Genomic DNA, 19,776 nt, shown 5'->3' with positions numbered 1-19,776 from the left:
ACTAAAGGAACTTATTGCTCTTCATCCAGTTCATCAGTCTTTCAAACCAATCATCTGATGTGGTTTTGTTATTCAACCCAAAACCATGCCCACCACCCTGGTATAAATGCATTTCTGCCTTAACCTTATTAGCCACTAATGCCTGATTAAAAAGAATACTATTCTGTACCGGCACACCATTGTCATCATTAGCATGAACTAAAAATGTTGGTGGTGTTTGCGGTGTTACATGTCGTTCATTAGAAAAGTACTCCTTCTGCGCCTGCGTTGCATTAGTACCTGCCAAATTATTTGCAGATCCTGTATGAGGAGATTCTATGAAAGAAATAACCGGATAAATTAAGATAGAGAAATCTGGTCTTAGGCTCACTTTCTCTATATTTTCAATTTTCACATCATCATAATGAACCGTCAAAGTCGAAGCCAGGTGACCTCCTGCCGAAAAACCCATAATCCCTACCTTAGCAGGATCCACATTCCATTTCTTAGCTTGTCCCCTTACAATATACATTGCCTGTTCAGCATCCATCAATGGCCCAAATGATTTATCAATCATTATTGCATCACTAGGCAAACGATATTTTAGCACAAATGCAGCTACACCTACCTCATTAAATCGTTTTGCAACATTATACCCCTCATGGTTAATAGCCAAAATACCATAGCCACCTCCCGGACAAATAATCACCGCGGCTCCGGTAGCTTTTTCCTTTGATGGCAAAAACACAGCAAGCGTTGGTTCAGATACTTTGCTCACTCGTATAATTCCATCATCACCAACTGGCGCTATCTCCTTAAAATTAGCAGGCGCGGGTTTTGATCCTGGTATTACACCTGGATATAATTTAACTATTTCCTGAGCATTCAAATTAGCTGTACACATCAGTATCATTAATAATGAGGTAAAATATTTCATCTTTTAAAATTCCATTAAATATGCCTTTAAAAAATTGTTGATATCTCCATCAAGTACAGCCTGTGGATTTGAGGTCTGGTAATTCGTTCGGTGATCTTTCACCCTCCGGTCATCCAACACATAACTTCTAATCTGTGAACCCCACTCTATCTTTTTCTTACTCCCTTCTACCAAAGCTGTAGCTTCCATTCGCTTACGCATTTCAATTTCATAAAGTTGCGATTTCAACAAGCGAATAGCATTTTCTTTATTCTGAAGTTGTGAACGTGATTCCTGATTCTTAATAATAATTCCCGAAGGTTTATGATATAAACGAACTGCGGTTTCTACCTTATTTACATTCTGTCCACCGGCACCACCTGATCTGAATGTTTCAAACTCAATTTCCGAATCTTTTACTTCAATCTCTATTGTATCATCTACCAATGGATATACATAAACAGAGGCGAAAGACGTATGCCTTCTGGCATTTGAATCAAATGGTGAGATCCTAACCAAACGATGCACACCATTTTCTCCTTTTAAATAACCATAAGCAAATTCACCGGAGATTTCAATTGTAACTGTTTTAACACCTGCAACCTCCCCTTCCTGATAGTCTTGCTCGCTTACTTTGTACCCGTTTTTCTCCGCCCACATTAAATACATCCTCATTAACATATAAGCCCAATCGCAACTTTCAGTCCCCCCCGCACCAGCAGTAATCTGCATTACGGCATTCAATTGGTCTTCTTTTGTTTTGAGCATATTTTTCAATTCCAGATCTTCTATAGCATTTACGCAGAGATCAAATTGCTCTTGCATTTCTGCTTCCGTGGCATCTCCACTTTGCCAAAAGTCAAAAAGAACCTGAGTATCCTCCATAAGGCTATTTACATGCTCCCAGCCATCAGTCCAAACCTTCTTGGAGTTAATCTCAGCAATATGTTTCTCTGCTTTCTTTGGGTCATCCCAAAAATTTGGTTGCAGGGTAAGTTCCTGCTCTATTCGGATATCTTCTAAACGGTTTTCAACGTCAAAGATACCTCCTCAGCGACGCTACTCTGTCCCTTAAATCTTGAATTTGTTCTTTTGTCATAATCGCAAATATATAATATAAAACACAAATGGCTACTTAAACAATGTTTAAATAGCCATTCACTAAAAGTTGTTACAACTAATTAAAAAGTCCTTTTAATTTATCAATAATCCCACCATCTTTACCCTCTGCACCAGCTGTACCGTCGTTATTTCCTGTAAACATCCCTGTAATGTCCGATAAGTCGAATTTACCATCCGGCCCGGCAAGATTGCCCAATACATCTTTAATATTAAAAGAATTATCATTTGGATCATTAGTCTTATTTACAAACTTTTCCATTATTGTAGGAATAATAGAAGCTGCAATACTTTTTGCGGAATCAAGATTTATACCCATCCCCGCAAGTTTCTCCGTGAATCCCGAAGATGCCTCATCAACTACAGAGCCTGCACCCCCGTTTTTAAATGTATCTACTAAACCTCCAATATCGCCCGACGACAGCTTAGCTTTAAGTGCATCAATGATAGAACCCGAGGCAGCATCAATAGCTGCTTCATTCTGCTCATTCGGAACTTCACTATTATTTACAATAGCGTCCTGAACATTTTCTGTTACCAGTTGTTTTAAATTCTCAATCATAGCTAGTTTTTTTGTGACAATACATTGCCGTTTATATATAAATATAGCTAAAATAATTCTCTTGCATAAACTTCCTGTAAAACTATGTTTATCATTAAAATATTAAATCTCATCAATCAGATTTTGTGAAATAAAATAAACCGTTACATTTACAAAAACACTAATTATTATGCTTCCAACAATAAACTTTACAGAAACAGCCGCTTACAAATACCTGGCCGATCACTTCATTAACATTAATGAAAAAAGCTTAAAACAGCTATTTACTGAAGATGAAGGCCGCTTTGAGAAATTCTCATTAATATTTGAAGATATCCTAGTCGACTATTCGAAAAACCGAATAGATGACACCACTATCGCTCTGCTCATTCAATTAGCCAGAGAATGTAAATTAGATGAAGCAATAAAGGCAATGTTTAATGGAGATAAAATCAACCAAACAGAGGGCAGACAAGTATTGCATGTTGCACTACGTGAGCCTGCAGATGGCGAAATTTTAGTAGATGGCAAAAATGTAGTTAATGATGTACATCAGGTACTTTCTAAAATGGAAAAATTCAGTAACGCCATCATTTCAGGAAACTGGAAAGGCTATACTGGCAAAGCGATAACCGATGTCGTTAATATAGGAATTGGGGGATCTGATTTAGGTCCCGTTATGGTTACCGAAGCACTAAAAGCATACAAAAATCATCTTAACATGCATTTTGTATCAAATATAGATGGCACTCATATTGCCGAAACGCTAAAACAGGTAAATCCTGAAACTACTCTTTTCCTGATTGCATCAAAAACATTTACAACCCAGGAAACCATGACCAATGCAAACACCGCAAGGAGCTGGTTTCTGGAAAATGGGGCAAAAGCAGATGACATTGCCAAACATTTTGCTGCTTTGTCAACCAATGCAAAAGATGTTTCCGCCTTTGGAATCGATACTGAAAACATGTTCGAATTCTGGGATTGGGTTGGCGGAAGATATTCTCTTTGGAGCGCCATCGGATTGCCAATTTCCTTAAGCATAGGTTTCGACAATTTCAAACAGCTCCTGGCGGGTGCACATGCTGCTGATCAGCACTTTGAAACTGCAGAATTTGAAATCAACATTCCGGTATTACTAGGCCTTATAGGCGTTTGGTACATCAACTTTTTTAATGCTGAAACACAAGCTATTTTACCTTACGATCAATATATGCACCGCTTTGCCGCATATTTCCAGCAAGGTGATATGGAAAGCAATGGTAAACATGTAGACCGCAACGGGAACGATGTAAACTATGAAACCGGCCCAATCATTTGGGGCGAACCCGGCACTAATGGCCAACATGCCTTTTATCAATTAATTCATCAGGGAACACGCTTAATTCCTTGCGATTTCATTGCACCTGCTCAAAGTCTTAACCCTATTGGCAATCATCACCCAATTCTTTTATCGAACTTCTTTGCTCAAACTGAAGCACTAATGAATGGTAAGACTAAAGAGCAGGTAGTTGAAGAACTTAAAAAAGAAGGTAAATCAGACGCTGAGATTAGCAAACTAGCACCATTTAAAGTTTTTGAAGGCAACAGACCAACCAACTCTATTCTCTTAAAAAAAGTTACACCATTTAGCCTTGGAAGTCTGATAGCCATATATGAGCACAAAATTTTTGTACAAGGAATTATATGGAACATCTTCAGCTTTGATCAGTGGGGCGTTGAGCTAGGTAAACAATTAGCAAAAAGTATTCTACCTGAACTTGATGATAATAATGAAGTTTCATCTCACGATGGATCTACAAACGGATTGATCAATCAATACAAGGCCTGGAGAAACTAACTGTCAAACATATGACACTAGCGGGTGTTTTCGCATTAAACCTTTTGCATGTTAATTTGTTCTAACCCAACAGAGTAGCATAGTCATTTTTTTAACGAAAAAAGGTTTAATGCTATTTTATTTGTAAATTGAGATATTAAACATTTAAAGTAAATCATCATGAAAACGCTTAAAAACACATTACTTCTGGTTATTATGTTCGTCGCGGTACAGGTATCTGCCCAAACAGATAAAGAAACCACTACGAAACTTGTAGAAGCCCAAACATTGGTATTTAATGCCACTACAGCATTGCCAATGGCAAATATGGACATCAATAAAGTTATGCAGAGATTTCCCGGCGCACAAGGTGGTGCTATACAGCTTAACGGTTCACAGTATCAGCTAAAAATAGCCAAAGATAGCGTAGAAGCATATTTACCTTATTACGGTAGGGCATATAGTGTAAATATTAGTTCTAATGACTCAGGAATTAAATTTAAATCTAAAGACTTCACCTATAAAACCGAGAAAAAGAAAAAAGGTGGGTGGATAATAACTATCAGACCAAAAGACACTAAAGATGTACAGTCACTTACTTTAAGCGTCGGAGAAAAAGGATATGCCGTACTTAACGTAAATAGTAACTACAGACAAGCCATTGCCTTTAACGGCTTTATAAGCGAGCCTGTTACCCCATCTAATAGTGCTCCGGCAAAATAATTCAAGAATAGCGTTAGTTCTTCTTAACAGGAACTAGCGCTATTTCAAACAATTTAGGCCATTTCTTTCCGGTAACAAACAAACGCTGACCTTGCTTATCCCAGGCAATTCCATTCAAAACATCATTTAAAATACTGTCTTCAGTTTTAAAGTATCCCTTTGGCAATAATCCACTCAAGTCTATTTTCTTCTCCACAATACCAGTATTAGGGTCTATTACCACCAGATAATTATACTGATAAATATTTGCATAGATTTTTCCGTCTATATATTCCAGCTCATTAATAGAATCTACAGCGCCCAGGTTATCATAAACATCAATCACACGTTCGTCTTTATAGGTATCCTTATTCATAAAATAAAGTCGGTTTGTACCGTCAGACATGATCAATTGCTTACCATCATAACATACTCCCCAACCTTCTCTACTAGTTTGATAAGGAAATGTTCCCAGTTGTTTAAAGGTCTTGGCATCATATACAAATCCTGAATTCGCCTTATAGGTTAACATTACAATTTTGTCATCTACAAGAGTAGACCCTTCTCCAAAATACTGCTTATCAAGATCTATCTTTTGTACAGCCTTACCCGTTGCTAAATCAACCCATCTCAATGTCGAAAAACCGTTCTCACCGGTACTTTCCAATAACCTGCCGTTATGGTACTCCAATCCCTGAGTGTAAGATGAGGTATCATGCGGATAAGTTTTAACAATTTTGTAGGTGAATAGCTCAGGATTTAATCCCGATCGTAGTACAATATTGATAGTCGAAGTATCCTTTTTACTTCCATCATCAGTTATTGCTGTAATTATCTTATACCCAACAGCAAGTCCCATTGTTTTTATATTAACAGCTTCAGTACCGTTTTTTGTTTCAACAGTTTTACCATCTACCAGGTAAGTAACAGATTTAATTTGGTTGTCTTTTGGAACATCAAGTTCCACTTTAACCTCATCTCCTAAGCCAAACATTTGCCCTTGCTCAGGTGCTTTAAACCCAACTACAGAAACAGATGGCTCATTCTTACATGAAATGATAAATAAAACGGCAAACAGTACAGAAAAGAATGGTATTATTTTAAAGAAATTGGTGTTATTTTTAACTCGGCCAGAATGCATCTTCTATATGATTAATTTTATAAAGGTGTTTATTTTCAAAAACAATTGCAATAATATCGAAACGAATTTCTCCTTCATGGTTATTCATTTCTATGTAGGCAGATGAAGCATACTCCACTTGTTTCTCCTTCTTACTGCTTACAAAATCTTCAGGTTCCCCATAATCTGTCGAACTCCTTGTCTTTACTTCAACAAAAATTATTGTTCCGTCCTGATTAGCTATAACGTCAACCTCTGCTCTTCCGTACCTCCAATTCATTTTTAAAATATGGTAGCCTAGATTTTCCAGATACTCTTTTGCTATATCTTCACCTCGTTTACCTAAATCATTATGACTCGCCATTATTTTAATATAACTGTGCCCAGATATTTCGAGATATCTCTTTCAACACCCTTTATCATTATGTGTCGTTGCATTAAAATCTCCTGATTTACGGGATCTGTTTCACTGGCAAGCTCCTTAGTTATATCAGTAAGCATTTTTCCGATCTTGTTTTTCTTAAGGTGATATAACCCACCAAAAATCGTTGCCTTTAAATTTACGCTTTCATCCCTAACATAAATATTGTGCTTATTTTCCCAGTTCTCACTAAGCGAATAAGGTGAAGTTGATAGTGTTATTGCCAGATCAACAATCCGCCTGTCTTCATTTTTAATAAACTGACTGGCAACAGGCAAGTGCCCATTTTCTATCTCTTCCCTATAAGTATCAATAATGAGTTTACAGATTTCATCTTCAAAAGTAACATCAGCTAAATTCTGTATAATGAACGATCCGATATACATATTATCTATCTTATCCCAGGTTACCAGCTCATGCCCAAATGCCAGAAGCAGCCTAATAATCTCTCGTTCCTGTATTAAATTATGATCTGTAGTTTCAACCTGCTCTACAGGTGCAGCAACTTCTCCCGGATTTTCAAATAGATTATCTGGTGGTCCATCTTGCTGATATGGGTTTTGCTGATATTGGGATGTCTGCGGTTGATTGCCTCCGCTTGTTTTTTTGAATTTGGCTGCCCTTATTTTATTCAGTTCAGAAAGTAATATCCTTTCTTCAACCTGCAACAAACCACTGCACTCTCTTATAAAAACAGAAGCCTTAATATCATCAGGTATTTTAGCTATGCTCTCTACAATATCTCTGATAATACCAGCCCTTTTTATCGGGTCAGTTCCAGCTTCCTTTAACAGGATGCCAGCCTTATACAAAATAAAATCTTTACGGTTATTCTCAATATACTTCTTAAACTCTCCTGAGCCAACATGATGCATATAAGAATCCGGGTCATGTCCATCCGGAAAAAGCACAACCTTAACATTCAATCCCTCTTCAAGGATCATATCCAAACCACGCAATGAGGCCTTAATACCCGCGGCATCACCATCATATAAAATGGTAACATTCTCCGAGAATCTACCAATCAGCCTTATTTGTTCTGTGGTCAAAGAAGTTCCGGACGATGCAACTACGTTTTCAATTCCCGCCTGATGAACAGCCAACACATCTGCATAGCCTTCAACCAGATAACAGTTATCCGCATCCCTAATTGCTTTTTTTGCATGATACAAACCATAAAGCACATTAGATTTATGGTAAATATCACTTTCCGGTGAGTTTACATACTTAGGAACATTTTTATCGGTTTTAAGTGTCCTTCCACCAAACCCAATTATCCTACCGGTAAAATTATGAATCGGAAACAGCACCCTGCCCCTAAAGCGGTCATAGAGCCTTCCTTTATCATTTCTGATTGCAAGCCCTGTTTTTTCCAGGTATTCTTCCTTATGCCCTGCCCCTACAGCACTTTGTATCAAAGTATCCCAGGCATCAGGCGAATAACCAAGTTGAAATTTCTTTAAGATATCCTCTCTAAAGCCACGCTCCTTAAAATAGCTTAAACCAATTGCCCTGCCGTCTTCACCGGTCCAAAGTTCATTGGCAAAGTAATTTGCCGCATATTCAGAAACTATGTATAAGCTCTCGCGCGCATTTTGAGCTTCTATATTTTGAGGAGACTGAACAATTTCCTCTACCTCAATATTATATTTATTGGCCAGGAATTTAAGTGCTTCCGGATAGGAGTACTTTTCATGATCCATTATAAAGTGAACAGAATCGCCCCCTTTACCACATCCAAAACACTTATAGATTCCCTTTGCTACCGATACGTGAAACGAAGGTGTTTTCTCATTATGAAATGGACAATTCCCTATTAAACTTGAGCCACGCTTTTTTAGAGTTACAAAATCACCTACTACCTCCTCAATACGAGCGGTTTCTGTAATCTTGTTTATGGTATCCTGATCAATCATTCCCTAGTATTTATCCTCTCTCTTCCAAATGCAGCAAAATGCTGAAATCTAATTTACCAGCGGCAGTAACTTTTCTGCTAAAGTCTGATTGCCCTTTTCATTCAAATGCACACCGTCAGAAGTTAAAATTCCTTTTTCTTTGTCCTCAGTATTATGTTCCGTATTGTATGTTTTAAATATTGCTCTCAAGTCACAAAGCGGAAGGTTATTCTTAGCTGCCAGTTCCCTTATCGCTCCAGAATATTTATCCAAATCCCCATCCATCTCATTTGTCCCATTTTTTTTCTCACCAATTACTGCAGGAGTACAAAGAACGATCTTAGCACCATTTGCCTGGATTCTATTTATCAATGCCTGATAGAACTTAATGAACTTATCATAATCCGTTCCTGTTCTGCTCGACTGTTTATGCCATACATCATTAACCCCAATATAAATAACCACCAGGTTAGGCTTTTTGTTCAGCACATCCTCTTCCATTCTCAGGTAAAGATCATATACTTTATTTCCCCCAATACCGGCACCAATAACTTCATACTTTGTTGGATCAAGAGCCTTTTTAATCAAATCAACATACCCACCCGGCTCTACACCAGCCTGAGTAATAGAGTCTCCAAAGAAAATGATCTTTTTAGGTTTATTGTTCATCGCAGAAAAGAGTAATACTATCAGAAATGCAGACAGCAATGTCAGTGATTTAAAGTAAGTTTTCATTGTTATAATCTTTTAAAAATAAAAGCTTAAAGAGCTTATTACGAAGTTAAAAAATTACTTTCCTTTTCCAAGGTGATAATCCTTATGGACAATTAAAAAACTAGCACGTTCTTCCTTTTTAAACGGATAGTCCCAATTCCCCTGATAGGATATTTTTGTTGGCAGCTTTTCCTCACCAAAATAGCTAGTTTCAATGTTCATTTGCACATCAAAATCAAACAGCATATTACTGTATTTCATATCTACATAACGGCCCAGGATTTCAAAATTACGTTTATCAAATATAGTGGTAAGTTCCTTTATCATCAATCCCTCCTTGGTTCCATTACTCAGGTCTTTCTTTACAGTCACTTTAAACCGATATACAGGAATCGAATCAAGATAAGTTCCACTATAATAACTATAATCATAATACTGTCTCATATTGGCAGTAAAAATCTCTGTTTTGCTGCCAATAAAAGGCAATCCCTTAATTGGTTTTCCAGGCGCAAAGATCAGCGTCTTCAACTTATCCTTATACCCTGCATTTGAGCCTTCTGCTTTACCTCCTTTTGAATCTGCCTCAGAAAACTCAGTTTTGTAAGCTTTCAAAAAAATATAATCAAACATTTCAAGTGTATACAATTGGTATTTACCATTCTTCCTGTACACCTTTCCGGTATCCTGTTTGGCAAGGTAAACCATCTTTTCAGGACCTTCATTAGTATGTTTAATCTTGCGATAAATCCGGCCATCTACCTTATTTTTCTTATTGTAGGTATAGATGTTGTTCTCTGCTATGAAATTATACTTTTTCATATTTCTAAAAGCCTTATAAAAGCTTTCATCGGTAATAATGGCATTAATAAAAGTCTCCACTCCAAATTTCTGGGCAGAAATATTTACCGCCGAATCAAGCTGAATAGTTTTAATAGTATCTGGATTAAAACGATCAATTTCCTGAGCAGCCCCTTGTAAAGTAATCCCAGCTAGTACAGCTAGCAAAAGTATTTTCTTCATCTATTCAGTTTATTAATTACCCAGTTGCTTAAGCGCAACATAAGCCATTAATCCGGTAGATGTTCTTAACGCATCTTCATCAATATCAAAGTTAGGCGTATGAACAGAATAGGTGGTCCCCTTGTCCTTATTTCCGGTTCCTAATCTGTAAAAGCAAGCATCAGTAACTTGCGAGTAGTATGCAAAATCTTCAGCCGCCATCCATATATCCAGATCAACCACATTCTCTTTGCCTAAATAATCTTCAGCAAAACCACGTGCATTAGCGGTTAGTTTCTCTTCATTAATTAAATACGGATAACCATCCATAATTCTAAAATCACAGCTTCCACCCATACTTTCGGCAATTCCTTCAGCCATTTTCTTCATTAAACGCTTTGCCTCTTTACGCCATTCTTCATTTAATGTTCTAAAGGTACCCTCAATTTTCACCTCATTAGGGATAATATTTGTTGCGCCATTAGCCTGTACCTTTCCAAAAGAAAGTACCGATGGTAATCTTGGGTCTGCATTTCTGCTTACAATCTGCTGCAATGCAATAATAATATGCGAAGCAATCAACACAGGATCTATATTTTGATGTGGCTGAGCACCATGCCCGCCTTTTCCATGAACCGTTACATACAATTCATCAGTAGACGCCATATAAATACCTGAGCGGAAACCAACTTTTCCTGTCTCAATCAAAGGCATCACATGCTGCCCTATTATCGATTGTGGCTTAGGGCTTTCAAGCACCCCTTCTTTTATCATAATACTTGCGCCACCCGGCAAAACTTCTTCTCCCGGCTGAAATATCAATTTTATCGTACCTCCAAATTCGGCTTTCAAGCTATTCAAAATATAAGCACTGCCTAATAAAGAAGAGCTATGTACATCATGCCCACAAGCATGCATTACCCCTGCATTTTTAGACGCATAAGGTTTTTTATTAGCTTCAAGAATAGGCAAAGCATCCATATCTGCACGCAATGCAATGATTTTATCAGAAGGAAGATCTCCTTTAATAACCCCAACAACACCAGTATTGGCCATATCAGAAAATGGGATACCCCAATCTGTTAAAAGTTTTTTAATAAATGCTGACGTTTCGAACTCCTTAAATGAAAGTTCCGGATTAGAATGTAGGTGCTGGCGATAGCCCACAACCTGATCAAATATCTTATTGGAAAGTGCCTGGATCTTATCTTTCTGTATCATCGTTGTATTCTAAATTAGGTGCATTAATCTTTTCCCTGAATATAAATAGTGTAGGGAAATTACTTCTTAGTTCATTCATAAACCGCTGAGCTTCCAGACGTGTCCGAAAATCTCCTACCCTTAAATAGTAGTTTGGCTCCTTATAAGTAATGTATGTATTAATTGCAGGGTAAAGTGAATTAAATTTCGATTGTTCATTAAAAACCTGTCTTCTATCAGAGCCATAAAATACCTGAACTCTGTATCCCATTTGCGATACTACCGGACCTGGTTTCGCAATTATAGCTCCTGAACCAGCTGGCTTAGTGTTTAATTCTATGCGCTTTGCTATTAAACTATCTATCAACGGATCCTTAATTATGGTAACCTGACCCTTTGTCTGGGCAAACAAACCGAAAGAGGCACAACAGAATAACGCAGTAAATAGTAGTTTCATGAACAAGGCTTTAAAAAAAGAATGCCGATTTTTTTTACAAAAATCGGCATTCTTTATCTTTATTACAAATTACAATCCTGCACCGTGACAGTTTTTGTATTTCTTACCACTTCCACAAGGGCATGGTTCGTTTCTTCCAATTACAGTATCCTTACGGATAGGCTGCTGAGGTACATGCTCACGGGTGTCGTCCATTTGAGCCACATCCGCCGAACTCGTTGCCTGAGAAAATTCAGGTTTAGACATTTTTAATCTGCTTGGCGCTTGTCTTGGTGCCTGAGCTTCCCTTACATCATTAGGATCCGTATGTACCGGAATTCCACCTTTATACAAGAAACTAACCACCTCTTTATTAACCGCATTTAACATATTTTTAAATAAGTTAAATGCCTCCATTTTATAAATAATCAATGGATCTTTCTGCTCGTATACAGCATTTTGTACAGATTGTTTCAATTCATCCATTTCACGTAAATGCTCTTTCCACGACTCATCAATAAGTGCAAGTACAATAGTTTTTTCAAAAGATCTGGTCACCTCACGGCCACCATTATCAATTGCCTTTTTCAAACCTACAGGAACCTGAACGCTACGTATGCCATCAGTAAAAGGAACAACAATCTGCTCAATCTGCTCACCACGCTCCTGATATACCTGGGTTAATACCGGCATAGCCTGGGCAATAATTACATCAGATTTTCTTGTATAGAATGCAGTTACTTCTTCAAACAATTTATCAGTTAAATGATGAACACCTTTTGAGCTGAATTCAGCTTCATCAATAGTTGTGTCTGCAGAGAAGTTTTTAATTACTTCAAGTTTAAACCCTTCATAATTTCCTTCTTCTTTATACTCTGACACAATATCTTCAGCAACATCAAACACCATATTGCTCATATCAACGTCTAAACGCTCACCAAATAACGCATTTTTACGCTTTGCATAAATAACAGAACGCTGAGAGTTCATAACATCATCATACTCAAGCAAACGCTTACGAATACCGAAGTTATTTTCCTCTACTTTTTTCTGTGCACGTTCAATAGACTTCGTGATCATCGAATGCTGAATTACTTCACCATCTTCAATACCCATTCTTACCATGATGTTAGAGATTCTTTCAGAACCAAATAACCTCATTAAGTTATCCTCAAGAGAAACGAAGAATTGAGACGAACCCGGATCTCCCTGACGACCAGAACGACCGCGTAACTGTCTGTCTACACGACGAGACTCATGACGCTCCGTACCAACAATTGCCAAACCACCTGCTTCTTTAACGCCTGGGCCTAATTTAATATCCGTACCACGACCAGCCATGTTGGTTGCAATTGTAACCTGACCAGGTTGTCCTGCTTCAGCAACAATATCAGCCTCTTTCTGGTGCATCTTTGCATTCAGTACATTATGTTTAATACCTCTCAATTTCAACATACGGCTAAGTAATTCCGAAATCTCAACCGAAGTTGTACCAACCAATACCGGACGACCAGCCTCAGTTAATTTCACAATCTCCTCGGCAACGGCATTATATTTCTCACGAACAGTACGGTAAACATAATCCTGCTGATCTTTTCTTGAAATAACCCTGTTTGTAGGTATCTCTACCACATCAAGCTTATAGATAGACCAAAACTCTCCAGCTTCAGTTGTAGCTGTACCCGTCATACCACAAAGCTTGTGATACATACGGAAAAAGTTTTGCAACGTTACAGTAGCATAAGTTTGAGAAGCATCTTCAACTTTTACATTTTCTTTTGCTTCAATTGCCTGGTGCAAACCATCCGAGTAACGACGGCCATCCATAATACGACCAGTCTGCTCATCAACAATTTTAATTTTACCCTCATCAATGATATATTCAACATCAATCTCGAATAAAGTATATGCTTTCAACAACTGATTTACAGAGTGGATACGTTCAGCTTTAATAGAATAATCACGCATTAAAGCATCTTTCTGAGCTATTTTTTCTTCGCTTGTTAATGATGATTTTTCGATATCAGCAATCTCAGTACCTACATCTGGCAATACAAAGAAATTGTGATCTTCTCCAGATTTGGTGATCAGTTCAATACCTTTCTCAGTTAATTCAACCTGATTATTTTTCTCATCAATATAGAAGAACAATTCCGAATCAACCTTAGGCATATTTTTAGACTGATCTGCCATATAATGATTTTCAGTTTTCAATAAGGTTTGCTTTACACTACCCTCACTTAAAAACTTAATCAATGCCTTGTTTTTAGGCAAACCACGATGTGCACGTAAAAGTGCTAAACCACCTTCGCCCTCTTCTGTACCAGCTTTACCATCATTAATTAATTTTTTCGCCTCGTTTAATGCTTTAGTAACATATTCTTTCTGTGCAGTTACCAAACGCTCAATACGTGGTTTTAATTCATGAAACTCATGCTGATCCCCAAAAGGAACAGGGCCTGATATAATTAATGGAGTACGGGCATCATCAATTAAAACTGAATCGACCTCATCCACCATTGCAAAATGTAATTTGCGTTGTACCAGCTGGTCAGGAGTTTGCGACATATTGTCACGCAAATAATCAAAACCAAACTCATTATTGGTACCATATGTTATATCTGCCAGATAAGCATCTCTGCGTTCCTGAGAATTAGGCTCATGCTTATCAATACAATCAACCTTTAAACCATGAAACTCAAATAAAGGACCATTCCACTCCGAGTCACGTCGGGCAAGGTAATCATTCACCGTTACAATGTGTACCCCTTGTCCGGCAAGCGCATTCAGGTAAGCAGGCAGCGTACTTACTAAGGTTTTACCCTCACCAGTAGCCATCTCAGCAATTTTACCGTTATGCAATACCATACCACCAATCAATTGAACATCGTAATGTACCATATTCCACACTACCTCAGTACCTGCGGCATCCCATCTGTTGGCCCAAAGTGCTTTATCACCCTGTATGGTCACATTCTTTTTGCGTGCAGCGTAGTTGCGGTCAAACTCAGTAGCAGTAACTTCTAATTGTTCATTTTCAGAGAAACGTCTCGATGTTTCTTTTACCACTGCAAATGCAGCCGGCAAAATTTCCGTTAATACTACTTCTAATTCTTTATCACGATCTTTGATTAAGGCATCAATCTGATCGTATATAGCAGTTTTCTCTGGTAATGACAATTCCTGGCTTTCAGCATCTGCCTTTAACCCACTTATTTTACCGTCTATTTCTGATAACGCTTTAGCGATAACATCTTTAAAATAAACCGTTTTATTACGCAACTCATCATTGCTTATCGCAGATAGTTTTGCGTATTCTTCATTTATCTTGACTACTATAGGCTGTAATGCCTTAATATCTCTTTCTGATTTGCTTCCAAAAACCTTGGCTAAAAATCCTAACATGTATGTTTGTGTTTGTTTATTATTAATATTAAAAATGATAAAATTACAACAACCAAGCCATTACCAGCGGCAAGCCAGAATGTCAGTTGTAAAGGAAAGAATATCGAATACCTAGGGGCTGTTATTCTTGGGCTTCTCCCTTATTGCAAGTTCTGAAATCCTTTGGTCCTCAACCCGATATTTTATGATATGTATTTCTGGAAGTACTCCAATAGCTGTTAAAGCGCTATAAGATAAAAAGAATGGATACCTTGAATCGTCAGTCTGACTTGAACGAACAGTTGCCTGTTCTGTGCTCACCTGCTGCTTATTACAGTACTTTTCAGTTATAAGTCGTAGTCCCTCAACCCGCTCAGCTTTGGCCAAATGGGTAAGACTAAAAAATACAAGTGATAAAGTAACAATGTGTCTCATGTTGGCGGCAAATCTAATTTTAATCTTTTACAAACCGAAATCTATTGACAAACAACCTTTTCTCAGCATATTTTATGCCTAATTAAAACTTAAACTGTGATAATTTAGCTAAAGCGGTATATTTGCCCAAACAGACCCAACAATTAAATCATATATAGATGAATATCTTACTATTAGGATCAGGAGGAAGAGAAAGTGCCTTTGCCTGGAAAATGAGCCAGTCTCCCCTTTGCTCTCAATTATTTATCGCACCTGGTAATGGTGGTACAGGAGCTTATGGCAAAAACATAAACCTTAACATCAATAATTTTGAAGCTGTAAAAGCATTAGTTCTTAAAGAAAATATAGAACTGGTAGTAGTTGGCCCCGAAGAACCTCTTGTAAATGGTATTCATGACTTTTTTGCTGAGGATGAAAGCTTATCTAAAATCCCCGTTATCGGACCAAAAAAAGAAGGCGCAATTTTAGAAGGCAGTAAAGACTTCTCTAAACAATTTATGGCGCGTCATGGCATTCCTACTGCCAGCTCACGCTCTTTTACCAGCAAGACCTTAGAAGAAGGTTTAACTTACCTGCAGTCACATCCCCTTCCGGTTGTATTAAAAGCCGATGGGTTGGCAGCCGGAAAAGGTGTCTTAATTATTGACAACACAGCCGAAGCACAGGAAGAATTAAAGCTAATGCTAAGCGGTAAATTTGGCGAAGCCGGAGCTACTGTAGTAATTGAACAGTTTTTAAGTGGCATTGAGCTTTCAGTATTTGTACTTACAGATGGTGAAAATTATGTAATACTTCCTGAAGCGAAAGACTACAAACGTATCGGACAAGCAGATACTGGTTTAAACACCGGCGGTATGGGCTCAGTTTCACCCGTTCCATTTGCCAGCAAAGCATTTTTAGATGAGGTAGAACGCGATATTATCATCCCAACTATTAACGGTTTAAAGAAAGACAAAATCAACTACACCGGTTTTATTTTCTTTGGCTTAATTAAAGTAAACGAGAAACCTTTTGTAATAGAATACAACTGTCGAATGGGCGATCCGGAAACAGAAAGTGTAATTCCAAGAGTCGAAAATGACCTTGTAGAGCTTTTTATTGCTACAGCTAAAAAGAAACTAAAAGGCTATAAACTAAATATCAGTCCAAAAAATGCGGCAACTGTAATGGTTGTTGCCGGTGGATACCCTGGCGAATATGAAAAAGGAAAAACCATAACAGGTATTGATAATGTTCGCCAATCTTTAGTGTTCCATGCCGGAACAGTCCTTGAAGGTGGTGTTATAAAAACCAACGGCGGTCGTGTTATTGCTGTTAGTAGTTTACAAGACACTCAATTCGATGCATTGCAATCAGCAACTGCTGATGCAGCGCGACTTTACTTTGATGGTAAATACTTCAGAGAAGACATTGGTTTTGATTTAGTATAATATAAGGTAAATACAAAAAAGTGGGGCGATATCATGATCATGATATCGCCCCACTTTTTTTAAACAATCCGCAATTGTATATGCAATGTATGATGATTGGGTAATCATTGTTTAACGATTGTTTAAACCCCCCAATTTCTCACAAAAATTCCTGCATCAGCAAATACAAATTTTACCAGAATTTATTTTGTTTTTGCAGGTCCTAAAACTTCAGCAAGCTTGCTTTGCAACTCTTCTCCTCTTACATTCTTTGCAATGATTTTTCCTGATGGGTCAATCAGATAATTTGCCGGAATACCACGGATACCATACATCTTGGCAACTGCATTATCCCAGAACTTTAAATCTGATACATGAGTCCATGTTAAACCATCATCTTTAATAGCCTGCAACCATTTCTCTTTTTCCTTAGGCTTATCTAAAGAAACACCAAGAACAGTAAAGTTTTTATCTTTATAAGTGTTAAAAGCCTTAACCACATTCGGGTTTTCACCTCTGCAAGGTCCACACCACGAAGCCCAGAAATCAAGCAATACATATTTGCCTCTAAAATCAGATAATTTAACCGGTTTATCGTTTACATCATTCTGAGTAAAATCCATTGCCAATGTGCCAATAGCATTTTGTTTAGAAGCCGAAAGTAGATTTGCAATGTTTTTACCCAGCTCAGTAGCTTTAACTTCAGCAGAGAATTTATTAAAATCAGGTTCTGCAACAGCAGCATTAACATCAGGCCCCAATGTACTTGCAAACGCAACTAAAGCAACATACGAATCACGATTGGCCAGATAAAACTGTTTATTGATATCAGCAAACTCTTTTTGAATTGCCTCATCACGATCATAAACAGTTTTCATATAGCTCTCATCCTTACGCTCTTCTTCAGTTTTACCCTTATATTCAGCAAGTAAGGCCGCGCTTTTAGCCTTTACAGATTTTGTTATGGCTTTATATTTAACATTATCATCGTTTACCGCCGATGCTTTCACTATTGCATTTTTAACAGAATCCGTTGCTGAATTAATTGCCACCACTTTAGGCTCCAGGTAAAAGCCAAAAACATCAACAGATTCAGGATTTGCCACATCGGGAGCCTTATCATCATGAGCAATTCTTATTGTTGCCTGCGTTATTCCTTCAAGAGGACCTGTAAACGAAAATTTACCTGCTGTAATAATCGCCGAATCAACAACTTGTGTACCACCTGCCTTATAGTATAAAAATGCCTTGGCAGGAGTATTTAAATTTCCAACCTTAGCCTGAACTGTAAATTTACTCTGAGCAATGGCCGCAACTGGCAATAAACAAACAGCAGTAATTAATAATTTCCTCATATTTTGTTCTTTAATTTAACAGACACTTATACAATAGCATGCCCGAGCTCAAATATAAAATTCAAGCCCATACATAACGCTATAAAAATTGTAAAATTATAATAGTTTTTGGAATGTACGCCACCACAGATCGGGCATTTCGCCATTTACAGCAGTCGTATAATCGTCGTAACGACAAGGCACCAAATGAAAGCGCTCATTTTTGGAGATACCTGTTGGGTAAGGGACCTGCATCCACCACCTATCAGACTTTTTACTTTTCACAAACAACATCTCGCCTGTTCCATCATTTAAACTGGCCCTGTAAATAAGGTATTGCGATTTTGGAGTAAGGGGAAAATCCTTTTTTCGATTATAATAACCATCAACGAAATACCATACCATTTGAGCCAGTAACATTGCAGTTTGCCCATTGGTATCAAAAGCAGGGTTAAATTCATAAAAACCGATAGAGGTAAGTTTATCACTCATTCCTGCATACCTCGCAATACGGCATGCCTGCTCACCATAAAAGCCATTTGGCCCTGCATTTGCATTTGCGGCAGCATCCGATGAACGAATAGCACCAATATCGAAACTGAGCATATTGGCATTGCGGACAATTGGTTCAGTTAAGCTAATATCATCTGCAAATTCGCCTAAACGATGTACATCAAAATATAGCTTACTCATTACTTTTAGGCTTTCCTGATTAACATAATAGGTCTGGTAACCGATATTACTAAAATTGAAAAGGTAATTTGGCTGGTGAAGTAATATTTTATTTAAATAGGTATCTGATTTAGCTGCAAGTCCTTCCTGATCTTCTTCATCAAGGTCAAATTTACTGTCTACCACAACCAAATCTACTTTTTGCTCCAGGCTTTCGTAAGCAAGGTATTGTGCATAAGTAAGATCTTGTCCACCCCCAATAATTATAGGTACAATATTTAACTTGATCAGTTCAGATACTACCATTTTTACTGCTACATAAGTATCAGAAATGGAAGCTCCTGCCTTTATATTCCCCAGGTCTATAATTTTGCTGGTATAAGCGCCTTCATTTAAGCTATAAAACTGGGCGCGAAAATAGTCGGGAGCCAGGCCGCAACCCTCATTATTTACAGAAGCACGGTCATCTTGTACTCCAAAAATGGCAATATCGTATTCATTTTCTTCAAGGTCAGGAAATTTATCGGTATAAAAAGTAGCCTTCAAACCTAGCTGACTGGTATAAAATCCGGCTTTTGGTGAGAATTTGTCTGGACTTAAAGGTGAAAAAAAATCTGATAAAGACATATAGTACTATAAATGTATGCCATCAAATATCTATTTTTGAGAGCATATTTTAAT

At 37.6% G+C, this 19,776-nt stretch carries 17 protein-coding genes; 3 read left to right on the top strand and 14 right to left on the bottom strand.

What is annotated here, in order from left to right; all coding sequences use genetic code 11:
• Position 1 precedes the first annotated feature (1 nt).
• The 3 genes from CPT03_RS20135 to CPT03_RS20125 form a co-directional block, all read right to left on the bottom strand.
• A complete protein-coding gene (locus CPT03_RS20135; RefSeq protein ID WP_099440507.1) occupies positions 2 to 916 on the bottom strand; it encodes an alpha/beta hydrolase in 915 nt (304 codons plus the stop codon).
• Between the two features lie 3 nt (positions 917 to 919).
• Positions 920 to 1,994 (bottom strand): peptide chain release factor 2 gene (gene prfB, locus CPT03_RS20130; RefSeq protein WP_157766505.1). Its coding sequence is split into 2 segments (ribosomal slippage): positions 920 to 1,933 and positions 1,935 to 1,994, totalling 1,074 coding nucleotides; the frame shifts between segments, so codons are not numbered across the junction.
• Positions 1,995 to 2,072: 78 nt separating this feature from the next.
• Positions 2,073 to 2,576, bottom strand: coding sequence for a hypothetical protein (locus CPT03_RS20125; RefSeq protein ID WP_099440505.1), 504 nt, complete (start codon positions 2,574 to 2,576; stop codon positions 2,073 to 2,075).
• Between the two features lie 169 nt (positions 2,577 to 2,745).
• Here CPT03_RS20125 and pgi point away from each other — a divergent pair, with 169 nt between their 5' ends.
• Positions 2,746 to 4,395, top strand: coding sequence for a glucose-6-phosphate isomerase (gene pgi / locus CPT03_RS20120; protein ID WP_099440504.1), 1,650 nt, complete (start codon positions 2,746 to 2,748; stop codon positions 4,393 to 4,395).
• 159 nt (positions 4,396 to 4,554) lie between these two features.
• The gene (locus CPT03_RS20115) at positions 4,555 to 5,097 is read left to right on the top strand and encodes a DUF4251 domain-containing protein (RefSeq protein WP_099440503.1); all 543 of its coding nucleotides are present in this window, start codon (positions 4,555 to 4,557) and stop codon (positions 5,095 to 5,097) included.
• A gap of 13 nt (positions 5,098 to 5,110) precedes the next feature.
• On the opposite strand, the gene CPT03_RS20110 is transcribed toward CPT03_RS20115, so the two are convergent.
• The 9 genes from CPT03_RS20110 to CPT03_RS20070 form a co-directional block, all read right to left on the bottom strand.
• A complete protein-coding gene (locus tag CPT03_RS20110) occupies positions 5,111 to 6,217 on the bottom strand; it encodes a glutaminyl-peptide cyclotransferase (RefSeq protein ID WP_099440502.1) in 1,107 nt (368 codons plus the stop codon).
• Positions 6,198 to 6,560, bottom strand: a complete 363-nt coding sequence (locus CPT03_RS20105; protein WP_099440501.1) for a YraN family protein — start codon at positions 6,558 to 6,560, stop codon at positions 6,198 to 6,200. Before CPT03_RS20105 ends, CPT03_RS20110 begins: the two co-directional genes overlap by 20 nt.
• On the bottom strand, positions 6,560 to 8,533 hold the full coding sequence (gene dnaG / locus CPT03_RS20100; RefSeq protein ID WP_099440500.1) for a DNA primase: 1,974 nt from the start codon (positions 8,531 to 8,533) through the stop codon (positions 6,560 to 6,562). Before dnaG ends, CPT03_RS20105 begins: the two co-directional genes overlap by 1 nt.
• Positions 8,534 to 8,581: 48 nt before the next feature.
• Positions 8,582 to 9,247, bottom strand: coding sequence for an SGNH/GDSL hydrolase family protein (locus CPT03_RS20095; protein ID WP_099440499.1), 666 nt, complete (start codon positions 9,245 to 9,247; stop codon positions 8,582 to 8,584).
• Between the two features lie 54 nt (positions 9,248 to 9,301).
• Entirely contained in the window at positions 9,302 to 10,246 is a 945-nt protein-coding gene (locus CPT03_RS20090) for a hypothetical protein (protein WP_099440498.1), read from the bottom strand.
• A gap of 12 nt (positions 10,247 to 10,258) precedes the next feature.
• On the bottom strand, positions 10,259 to 11,446 hold the full coding sequence (locus CPT03_RS20085) for a M20 family metallopeptidase (protein ID WP_099440497.1): 1,188 nt from the start codon (positions 11,444 to 11,446) through the stop codon (positions 10,259 to 10,261).
• Complete coding sequence (locus CPT03_RS20080) at positions 11,430 to 11,882, bottom strand: SPOR domain-containing protein (RefSeq protein WP_099440496.1); 453 nt, start codon at positions 11,880 to 11,882, stop codon at positions 11,430 to 11,432. The genes CPT03_RS20085 and CPT03_RS20080 overlap by 17 nt, the downstream gene beginning before the upstream one ends.
• Positions 11,883 to 11,951: 69 nt before the next feature.
• Positions 11,952 to 15,266, bottom strand: a complete 3,315-nt coding sequence (secA, locus tag CPT03_RS20075) for a preprotein translocase subunit SecA (protein ID WP_099440495.1) — start codon at positions 15,264 to 15,266, stop codon at positions 11,952 to 11,954.
• Between the two features lie 111 nt (positions 15,267 to 15,377).
• A complete protein-coding gene (locus tag CPT03_RS20070; protein WP_099440494.1) occupies positions 15,378 to 15,680 on the bottom strand; it encodes a hypothetical protein in 303 nt (100 codons plus the stop codon).
• A gap of 158 nt (positions 15,681 to 15,838) precedes the next feature.
• Here CPT03_RS20070 and purD point away from each other — a divergent pair, with 158 nt between their 5' ends.
• Complete coding sequence (gene purD, locus CPT03_RS20065; protein WP_099440493.1) at positions 15,839 to 17,110, top strand: phosphoribosylamine--glycine ligase; 1,272 nt, start codon at positions 15,839 to 15,841, stop codon at positions 17,108 to 17,110.
• 182 nt (positions 17,111 to 17,292) lie between these two features.
• On the opposite strand, the gene CPT03_RS20060 is transcribed toward purD, so the two are convergent.
• Positions 17,293 to 18,444, bottom strand: a complete 1,152-nt coding sequence (locus tag CPT03_RS20060) for a TlpA disulfide reductase family protein (RefSeq protein WP_099440492.1) — start codon at positions 18,442 to 18,444, stop codon at positions 17,293 to 17,295.
• Between the two features lie 96 nt (positions 18,445 to 18,540).
• Positions 18,541 to 19,722 (bottom strand): formimidoylglutamase, encoded by a 1,182-nt coding sequence (locus CPT03_RS20055; RefSeq protein ID WP_099440491.1) that lies wholly within the window; start codon positions 19,720 to 19,722, stop codon positions 18,541 to 18,543.
• Between the last annotated feature and the right edge of the window lie 54 nt (positions 19,723 to 19,776).

This window comes from Pedobacter ginsengisoli (assembly GCF_002736205.1).
GTDB classification, from domain to species: Bacteria; Bacteroidota; Bacteroidia; order Sphingobacteriales; family Sphingobacteriaceae; genus Pedobacter; species Pedobacter ginsengisoli_A.
The sequence above is the reverse complement of the archived record's forward strand: the minus strand, read 5'-3'. Positions and strand labels throughout refer to the sequence as shown.